The sequence below is a fragment of the Streptomyces sp. NPDC059455 genome (assembly GCF_042750115.1).
Classification (GTDB): Bacteria; Actinomycetota; Actinomycetes; order Streptomycetales; family Streptomycetaceae; genus Streptomyces; species Streptomyces endocoffeicus.
Window position 1 is genome coordinate 1 of the sequence record NZ_JBHYVB010000325.1, and the last position, 9021, is coordinate 9021.

General features: G+C 67.6%; 8 protein-coding genes and 1 pseudogene. 3 read left to right on the forward strand and 6 right to left on the reverse strand.

What is annotated here, in order from left to right:
* The 3 genes from ACFXB5_RS50890 to ACFXB5_RS50900 form a co-directional block, all read left to right on the forward strand.
* On the forward strand, nucleotides 1-346 hold a 346-nt coding region (locus ACFXB5_RS50890), incomplete at its 5' end, for an SDR family NAD(P)-dependent oxidoreductase (protein ID WP_385222228.1).
* Nucleotides 347-975: 629 nt separating this feature from the next.
* Nucleotides 976-2313: a serine hydrolase domain-containing protein gene (locus tag ACFXB5_RS50895; RefSeq protein WP_385222231.1), complete on the forward strand. Its 1338-nt coding sequence runs from the start codon at nucleotides 976-978 to the stop codon at nucleotides 2311-2313.
* A gap of 176 nt (nucleotides 2314-2489) precedes the next feature.
* Entirely contained in the window at nucleotides 2490-3707 is a 1218-nt protein-coding gene (locus ACFXB5_RS50900; RefSeq protein ID WP_385222234.1) for a serine hydrolase domain-containing protein, read from the forward strand.
* A 94-nt stretch (nucleotides 3708-3801) separates the two neighbouring features.
* Here the strand turns inward: ACFXB5_RS50900 and ACFXB5_RS50905 are convergent, their stop codons facing one another.
* The 6 genes and pseudogenes from ACFXB5_RS50905 to ACFXB5_RS50930 form a co-directional block, all read right to left on the reverse strand.
* Nucleotides 3802-4074 carry a hypothetical protein gene (locus tag ACFXB5_RS50905; protein WP_385222237.1) on the reverse strand — a complete coding sequence of 91 codons (273 nt, stop codon included), beginning with the start codon at nucleotides 4072-4074 and terminating at the stop codon, nucleotides 3802-3804.
* 60 nt (nucleotides 4075-4134) lie between these two features.
* The gene (locus tag ACFXB5_RS50910) at nucleotides 4135-4644 is read right to left on the reverse strand and encodes a MerR family transcriptional regulator (RefSeq protein WP_385222240.1); all 510 of its coding nucleotides are present in this window, start codon (nucleotides 4642-4644) and stop codon (nucleotides 4135-4137) included.
* Between the two features lie 148 nt (nucleotides 4645-4792).
* Nucleotides 4793-6142 (reverse strand): MFS transporter, encoded by a 1350-nt coding sequence (locus tag ACFXB5_RS50915; RefSeq protein ID WP_385222242.1) that lies wholly within the window; start codon nucleotides 6140-6142, stop codon nucleotides 4793-4795.
* A gap of 342 nt (nucleotides 6143-6484) precedes the next feature.
* Nucleotides 6485-7678: a cytochrome P450 gene (locus ACFXB5_RS50920; protein ID WP_385222243.1), complete on the reverse strand. Its 1194-nt coding sequence runs from the start codon at nucleotides 7676-7678 to the stop codon at nucleotides 6485-6487.
* 9 nt (nucleotides 7679-7687) lie between these two features.
* Nucleotides 7688-8573 (reverse strand): annotated as a pseudogene (locus ACFXB5_RS50925) (PDR/VanB family oxidoreductase).
* Between the two features lie 264 nt (nucleotides 8574-8837).
* On the reverse strand, nucleotides 8838-9021 hold a 184-nt coding region (locus tag ACFXB5_RS50930), incomplete at its 5' end, for a hypothetical protein (RefSeq protein ID WP_385222246.1).

Consider the following 9021-nt stretch of genomic DNA (forward strand, 5'->3'; position numbering starts at 1 on the left):
CTCGATCGTCAACGTCTCCTCCGTCGGCGGCATGGTCGGAGTGGCAGGCATCTCGGAATACGTCGCCTCGAAATGGGCCGTCAACGGCCTCACCAAGAGCGCGGCCCTGGAACTGGCCTCATCCAACGTGCGCGTCAACTCCCTCGCACCCGGCTCCACCCGCACCGAGATGTGGGACACCCTGCCCATCGAACTCCAGCAGCACCTGGCCTCCATGGCCCCGATGAACCAGATCGCCCTGGCCGACGACATGGCCCGCGCCGCCCTGTTCCTGCTCTCCGACGAAAGCCGCTGGACCACCGGCGCCATCATCCCCGCCGAAGGCGGCCACCACATCGGACGCTGACCCACACGCGCTCGGGGGCCCCCACCACAGCGGCGCCCCCGAGCACCCACCGGTGGGGCCCGGGAGGCAGACTGGCCCGCGCTGCTCGTGGACCAGCAGCGGCGCCGGCACTCGGGATGGTGACGGGGCCGTGCGCGAGCGGACCACCCGGTACATATCTGGTCCGTCTGCTCCGAGAACCGCGTCAGCGAGCGTGGTGGCGACCGCGCAGGTACGCAACCCCCCCTTCTCAGTGGCTCCACCCCTTGTCGGACTGTCCGTTGCGTCGACCGAGGAGTCCGAGTGGCCGGCGGAGCTGCGGGGCACTAAGCGCTCGATGTGCTGGGGATGGTGACAGGACTGGGCGCGAACCCGGAGCCTTACACATCGGTTACGCGTGATCGGGGTCTGTCGGCGGCCGCGGGCAAGGTATGCGGTTCGGGCCGTGGTCCAAGGCGGTGCCCTGACCACGCCGCTGAAGCCCAGAACTGGGGTGAGGTGGGGATAACCCCACCCGAATGCGGGTGGTGGCCGGGTCGCTGGGGCGGCCCACAATCAACCAGAGTGATCACTGTTCGACGCTGGCCCAGCCTCGGAGTCAATCCACTGCCGGCCCGGTCGGGCCATACCTCACCCCACGGAGACATCTCATGACTGAGCGAGCGCCCATGTCGCGTCGCCGTCTGCGGGCAGCCTTGACGCTGACCCTGGCCACCTGCCTGACCGCGGCGGCCGCAGCCGGTGGGGCGTCCGCGGCGTCGGCCGTGCCGCTGCGGACCGAGGCGGTGCGGGCTGACATGTGGTCGGCCGATGCCGGTCACGTCGGTGCGGTGGCGGGGCGAGCGGACCGGTTGGCCACGCTCGTCCGGCAGACCGTGGACGCCGGTGTCCCGGGAGTGGCCGTAAGGATCGACGACGGTCATGGGCCTGCTGTCGAGTCCACCGAGCAGGCCCCCTGGACCGTGGCTGACCACAAGCTCGCGGTGGACGACGAGTTTCGCATGGGTTCCAACACCAAGACCCTCGTGGCCACTTTGATTCTGCAACTCGTCGCCGAGCACCAGGTCAACCTGACCGACTCGGTGGAGAGTTGGCTGCCCGGCCTGGTCCCCGGCGGAGGCGCGATCACTTTACGCATGCTCCTCAACCACACGAGCGGTCTGTACGACTATACCGACGACCCCGCCGGCCTCGCCTCGGTCACCGGCCAGGACCAGCGGCGGTGGACCCCTGAAGAACTGCTCGCGCTGGCCACCAGGCACCAGGCGCTGTTCACTCCCGGCAAGAAGTGGTCCTACAGCAATACCAACTACATCGCGCTCGGCATGGTGCTCGAGAAGGCCACCGGCCGTAGCGTGGCCGACCTGATCCACGACCGGATCGTCCGGCCCCTGGGCCTGACCCACACCTACCTCGCCACCACTGCCGCGTGGCGGCCCGGCGACAGCCGGACGCACACGCACGGCTATGAACCCGACGCCGCTCATCTGGGCCCCCTGCTGCCTCCCGGCATGCCCCCGGGGACGTCCTTCGCGGGGCCGATCCACGACGACCACGTAAACACGACCGGCATCAACCCGAGCTGGGCCTGGGCCGCGGGGGCCGTCGTCTCCTCCGCAACCGACTGGGCGCGCTTCGACACCGCCTTGATGTCCGGCGAGCTGCTGCCCCCGGCTCAGCTGAGGCAGATGCGCACAACCGTCCCGGAAGACTCCGCCGCGCCGGAGGCCACCAGGTACGGGCTGGGTCTGGAGGAGGTCCGCACCCCGTGCGGCACCGTATGGGGGCACACCGGTGGCATCCCCGGTTACGCGAGCCAGAACTACACCGACAGTACCGGCCACCGCACCGTCGCCATCCTCACCTCGACCGTCTTCGGCCTCAGCGAACGGAAGGTCGCCGCCACATACCGGCCCCTGGTGGACGCCGCGGTCTGCCGCATGCTCGGCAAGACCGCCCCCGGTACAGCCGCGCAGAGCAAGGCTTAACCGGGCTGACGTACCCCGAACGACCTGTCACATCGCCCGTACCGCACGGTGCGCAGATCTGCCGCACCGTCGGCTACCACGCACCCGCGCCCCCCACAGCAGCCGAAGGAGCCCCATGGCTCACCACGGCTCAACACCCGCTCTGCCCGGCAGGGCACCAGCAAGGAGTGTTCTTCATGTCCCATAATCGCGATGCTCTACGGTCTGTTCACACCTTGTCGCCGTCCAGGCGCCGACGAGCAGCCACGGCGACGGCCGCACTGGCGGTACTGGGCGGTCTCACCGTGGGCTGCGTGCCGTCAGCGTCGGCGTCCGGGGCTCATGCCGATGAGCGTCACGACGTGGTGCGGCAGCGGATGGACCGCCTGGTGCGCGACGACGAGTTTCCCGCGGCCCTGGCCGCTGTCCGCGGTCGCGATGGCAGCACCCGTGGCTACACCGCGGGCGTCGCCGACCGGGAAGACAAGGCGAAGGTGCCGGCGGACGGGCGGGTGCGCATCGGATCCACCACCAAGACCTTCACCGCCGTGGTCGTTCTGCAACTGGTCGGCGAAGGCCGCATCAGCCTCGACGCGCCGATCGAGAAGTACCTGCCACGGCTCGTCCGGGGCGAGGGCATCGACGGCCGTCACATCACGGTGCGGCAGCTGCTGCAGCACACCAGCGGCCTGCCCGACTACGTCGCGGCCATGGGCGGTGACTTCTTCAAGGGCCGGCACACCTACACCGAACCGCGCGACCTGCTCGACCTGGCGCTGGCCCAGAAGGCGAAGTTCGTCCCCGGCAGCAAGTGGGAGTACAGCAACACCAACTATCTCCTCGCGGGCCTGCTCATCCAGAAGGTCACCGGCCGCCCGGTGGCCGAGGAAATAACGCGGCGGGTCATCAAGCCCATCGGGCTGCGCCACACCTACTTCCCCGGCATCGGCGACCAGGACATCCGGGGACCTCATCCGCGGGGCTATCACGTGGCGAAGCCCGGCGCTCCGATGCGCGACATCACCGAGATGGACCCGTCCTGGGCATGGGCCGCCGGACAGATGATCGCCACCCCGAGCGACCTCAACCACTTCTACTCCGCCCTGCTCGGGGGCAAGCTCCTCAAACCGGCGCAGCTGAAGCAGATGCGCACCACCGTCCCGGCTTCCGATCTCTGGCCCGGGGCCCGCTACGGACTCGGCCTGATTAGTACCCCACTGAGCTGCGGTGGCCTCGTCTGGGGCCACGGCGGTGACATCCCCGGCTACGAGACCCGCGGCGGCGCCACCGAAGACGGCCGCGCCGCCTCGGTCACCGTCACCGCGCTGCCCAGCGCCCTGCCCACCGACCAGGCCGGTCAGCAGACCGCCGCGGACCACGTAATCGACTTCGTCGACACTGCCCTCTGCGAGTAAGCGGCCCGCCCTGTCGGCGTCGGGTCCCCGCCCCGGTGGCGCCCGTTCGCGGTCGCCACCGGCGGTTGTCTGCCCGTCCGGTCCGCTCGTGAGGTCACCCGACCACGCCGGTCTCGTCGAGCTTGCAGATCGCCGCGGTGGTTTCGACGCCGTCGTCGTGCAGCAGCTGACGCATGAGGGAGATGTCGATGTAGGCGGCGTCGAGGGGATGCATGACCAGGCGTGAGAACGCGGTGCCGAACTTGGCCATCGAGCTCTTGCCCGGGATGTATATCGACAGTTCGTCCCGGGCTTCGAAGATCTGCACCTGGACGTCACCGGATAGAGCTGCAATCGCCTTCTCGTCCGCCGTGACGGGGATCTTCACCAGCCAGTGCGGCCCTTCGGCGGTGATGCCCCGCGTCTTCTGCTCCGGGGTCTCGCTGGCCTAGGTTCGCCAAGGAGTCCCCGACACAACGGCTCCGCACGACTCCATGGTCCTGACCACATCCTGCACGGTGGCGGTGACGACGGCATCGGCTTCGTCCCAGTCGTACTGGTCACCTCCGGCCGACGGGCCGGGTACCAGCTTCGACACCACGGTCATCTCGGGTATATGGCGCAGGCGTACCTCCGGCCACGAGTTGAAGAATTCTCGCGCGTCGCTGAGAGCCTCGTCCTGGGCCTGCCGCTGGTGCCGCACCTGCGCACTGTGCTGCCGCAACAGGGCGGGTGCCGCGTCCGGCTTGTCGAGAGCATGCCGGACGAGCTTGACGCTCATCCCCCTGCCGCGCGGGACCGTGATCAGCATAGCCTGTTCGACCTGCTCGAACGTGTACGGGCGGTAGCCGGTCTGCTCGTTGACGTCGGCTGGGACGAGCAAACCCTCGGAGTGGTAGAACCGCAGTGTCTGCGGCGACAGATGGCACATTTCGCTGTATTCGCTGATGGACAACATGGCGCCATGGACGCCCTTACAGCAACTACAAGGTCAAGCGCCGAGGACGTGGCGCAGTGCACACGGCCTGCGTCCGGCGCGGACACCTTGGCCCCGACTCCTCCACCGAGCCGGGGCCATGACCGAGGGTTTCAGCGGCCTTCTGGACTCAGGCCAGACTCTCAGCGAACTCGCGTTCCTCCTCCGCGTCGTGGTCGCGGCCCAGCCAGAGAGTCCCGGCAATCGTAACCGCACAGGCGAGCGCGGTGTAGGCCGCCAGAAGCAGCCATGTTCCCTGCCAGTTCAGCAAGGCCGCGAACGCCAGCGGCGCCATGGCGCCGCCGAACGTGCTGCCGATCGCGAAGGCCAGCGAGCTGCCGCTCGCGCGAAGGCGGGGCGAGAACTGCTCAGTGATGAAGGCGCCTTGTGGTCCGTACATGAACGAATGCAGTCCCAAACCGACCACGATCCCGCCGATGAGGACCAGGTATGAGCCGCTCAGAATGGCCGGCAGAAACACGAACGGCCAGATAGCCGCGATCGCCGCGGCCACCGCGTACATCCGGCGGCGGTTGACGCGGTCGGACAGTGCCGCGGCGAGCGGGATGAGCGCGAGCTGGGTGGCGGAACCGATCAGTACCGCGATCAGTACTTGCGACGACGTAAAACCGGCTTCCTTCGTGCCGTACACGAGGCTGAACACGACGAACAGGGCGTACGTGACGTCCGGCCCCACCCGGGCACACGACGCGGCGATCAGGCCACGCCACTCGGTGGAGAACACCTCACGAACGGGAGCGGACGGGCTCTCGCCCTTGTCGCGGATCGCGCGGAACACCGGCGTCTCCTCCAGCCGGAGCCGGATCAGCAGCCCGAGCCCGACCAGGATCGCCGACGTCAGGAACCCGACTCGCCAGCCCCATGACAGGAAGGCGTCGTGTGACATCGACACCGTGAGCAGCGCCAGCATCCCGTTCGCCAGCAGATTGCCGGCCGGCGGCCCTATTTGCGGGGCACAACACCAGAACCCGCGCCGGTTCGGGTCGCCGAACTCGCTGGACAACAGCGGAGCCACCCCCAGCTCGCCGCCGACCCCCACCCCCTGCGCGAATCGCAGCGACACCAGCAGGATCGGTGCGGCGATGCCGATCGTTCCGTACGTGGGCAGCAAGCCGATGACGAACGTGGCGACGCCGATCAACAGCAGCGTCAGGACGATGACTCGTTTGCGTCCAACGACGTCACCGAGCCGCCCGAGCGCGAACGCCCCCAACGGGCGCGAGAGGTAGCCGACGGCATAGGTGGAGAACGCGAACAGTTCGGAGGCCGCGGAACTGGAGTCGGGGAAGAACAGAACCGGGAACACGAGTGCCGCTGACGCGGAGTAGATCCCGAAGTCGTACCACTCCAACGCGGTGCCGGACAGACTGGCCGCGAAGGCGTTGGCGACCTGTCGGCGCTGCGGGGGTGGCGGATTCACGACGGTATCCGTGGTAGAGGGAAGCAGTTCTTCAGGCATGTTGTCTCCAGCCAGATGAGGTATACGGAACGTATATATGGCCTGAGGTCAGGTCAAGGGTTTGCCGTCACCTGCTCGCTTTGGCAGAGGTGTCGTTACCTCGGTGTTATATGCCTTACGTATACGTCACCTGGGGGGCGGATATCAGCCATGATCATAGGAGGCGGCTCGCGGGGGTGTGCCGCAGTGGCTGTTCGTCGCGGACCACCAGTCGGTCCATGCGTTCGGATCATGCGATGCCGCTGATGGTTGCGGCGCTGAGGCGGTGCGGCTCGTGTGGATCCTGATGCGGTACCGGGCGGGGTATTGCGAATCTCGCGACGCTGTCCGGTGCCTCGGTTGTCAGCGCGGCATACGAACGGGCAGTTCGGTGGCGCCTCGGAACATCCACCCGCGGACGATGATCTCGTGGTCGGGTTCGGGACGGATACGGGGATGGCGATCGAACAACTCCTCCAGCGCGATACGCGCGATCTGCGGTGCGAAGGCGCTGCCGGAGCATGCGTGGCGGCCGGCGCCGAAAGCCAGATGACCATGCGCGGGCCGGTCGAGATCGTAAATCTCCTGCCGGTCGAACTCGGTCTCGTCATGATTGGCCGAGCCGTAGCACAGCCACACCGTGTCGCCCTGCCGCAGCCGCACGTCGGCCAGTTCCATGTCTCGGTTGGGCACCCTGGAGGCCCCGCTGAACAGCGGCGACAACCAGCGCAGCCCCTCTGCGACAGCCTTGGGGAGCAAGGCCGGATTCTCCACGACCCGGCGGAGTTGCTCGGGTCGGGTCGGCAGACCCAGGAAGGTGGACCCGCAAGCGTGGCCCGGTCCTTGTAGTCCTCCGAGCAGGATGATCAGCAGGGACGGCAGCATGTTCTCGATACCGCGTACCTCGACATCGGGCATGCCGTCGTGGAGCCAGTACGAGATCGCCGATTCGTCCGGCCGGCTGCGGAGCCGTTCAATCATGTCCCCGACAACTTCACGGATCTCCGCCGCGGCGGCGTCGCCTTCCTTATACGCCTCGGGGTCGACCAGGCCGCGCGCTGCGGCATGGGACAAGCTGTGGAACCAGCGCTGGAGCCGAACGGTACTGATGTGGGTGAACCCGAACCGATCCGCGACGCAGCGCACGCTGACCGGTTCGAAATAGTCGGTCAGCAGGTCGACGTGTGTTCGCCCGGCCAGCTCATCCAAGCGAGCACGGGCCGCCGCCCGCACAGTGGTGTCCATGGTCGGTTTGAAAGCACGCGGGCGCAACGGTGGGTCGATCACTCGCCGCAGCTCGCTGTGCTTCTGCCCCTCCGCGCTCAGCACGTTGGGTTGACCGAATACGCGATCGTGGGCGGGGCTCGTGCCGCCCCGGAAGTGCGCGGCGTCCTCGGCGGTCTTGTGACAGTGACGCCAGGTGGTTGCGATCCACGCGTTGAGCGCCGGTACCCAGGCGATCGGCGCCTCCTTGCGCAGCCGGGAGAGGACATGGTGTGCATCGGTTTCCAGCTCGGCCAAGGTCATGTTGTCCAGCCAGCCGACATCAACGGCCATCGTCCCCTCCTAGAGGTCGAGGGACAGGAAGGGGGTCAGGGAACGAGAGGCGCAGATCATCATCGCGTCGCCGGACGCGCGTTCGTCGGCCGAGAGCACGTCGTCGCGGTGATCGGGGATTCCCTCCAGTACCGCCGTTTCGCAGGTTCCGCACGTGCCGGTGCGGCAGGAGGACAGGGCTTCGACGCCCGCCTCCTCGACCGCTTCCAGGATTGACTTGCTCGGCGGAACCGTAAGGGTGCGGCCGGACCGCGCGAGGCGGACCTCGAACACCTCCCCTGTTGCGGTTCCCGCGGGCTGGAACCGTTCGAAGTGGACCGTGCTCCCGGGCACATCATCGATGTGTTGCCGAACCGCGTTGAGCAACGGCTCCGGTCCACAGCAGTAGACCTGGGTGCCGTTGCCGGCACCGCACAGCGCCGCGGACAAGGGAAGCAAGCCCCGCTCGTCCTCCGGGTACACGTGCACCCGGTCGCCGTAGCGGGCCAGCTCGTCCAGGAACGCCATGGAGGCGCGACGCCGCCCCCGTAGTAGAGCTGCCACTCGGCCCCCGAACGTTCCACCTGCGACACCATGGGCACGATCGGCGTGATGCCGATGCCGCCCGCGATGAAGACGTACCGACGGGCCGGAACGAGCGGGAAGTCGTTTCGGGGTCCATCGGCACGCAGTACCGACCCCGGAGCGACCATGTCGTGCAGATGTCGCGATGCACGGCCGACCGGAACGTGCAGCACGGCGACGAGCCAGACGCCGCTGTCCTCACTTCCGGTCAGCGAGTATTGACGGCTGAGCCCAGGTTCGAGCGCGATATCGACATGGGCGCCGGGTGTCCACGGCGGCAGGGTCGGCCGTCGGGATCGCTCAGTGTGAAGGCGACGACATTCTCGGCGATGCGTTACTTACGGGTCACCAACAGGAGCATGAGCGGCCTCTCCAGTCCGATCGCGGCGTGACGACGACCGGAACTCTCCACCGGTCAGGCAGGAGTACGACCTGGATAGCCCCGAGGTCAGGGGACTCCCGCCCGGCGACGCGAATCGCCGTGACAGTGACAGCGCCCGGCGAACCGCGTCGGAGTCGTACGAGAACATGTGCTGCAGCCCGGACTTCGGAAGCATCAGGGTGTCCAGGCGCGACGGCGGTCACCGACGCGGCACTAGGCTGTTTCTGATGGCTCTTGGACGGTGTCGCGGAGCCAGATGACGATCGCGGTGATGGTCAGGGTGCCGTTGAAGATGTAGTCGCGCTTGATGCCCCTATGGATGTCAACGAGCGGGCATTGGTGCTGCGGATCGCCTTCTGGATGTGAGGAGGGCCTGGTAGATCTCGCGAGCGACGTA

What these genes read in the sequence shown, in the direction of transcription:
- ACFXB5_RS50895 (WP_385222231.1), top strand. Translation starts at nt 976, where the DNA reads ATGACTGAGCGAGCGCCCATGTCGCGTCGCCGTCTGCGGGCAGCCTTG.
- ACFXB5_RS50900 (WP_385222234.1), top strand. Translation starts at nt 2,490, where the DNA reads ATGTCCCATAATCGCGATGCTCTACGGTCTGTTCACACCTTGTCGCCG.
- ACFXB5_RS50910 (WP_385222240.1), bottom strand. Translation starts at nt 4,644, where the DNA reads ATGTTGTCCATCAGCGAATACAGCGAAATGTGCCATCTGTCGCCGCAG.
- ACFXB5_RS50915 (WP_385222242.1), bottom strand. Translation starts at nt 6,142, where the DNA reads ATGCCTGAAGAACTGCTTCCCTCTACCACGGATACCGTCGTGAATCCG.
- ACFXB5_RS50920 (WP_385222243.1), bottom strand. Translation starts at nt 7,678, where the DNA reads ATGGCCGTTGATGTCGGCTGGCTGGACAACATGACCTTGGCCGAGCTG.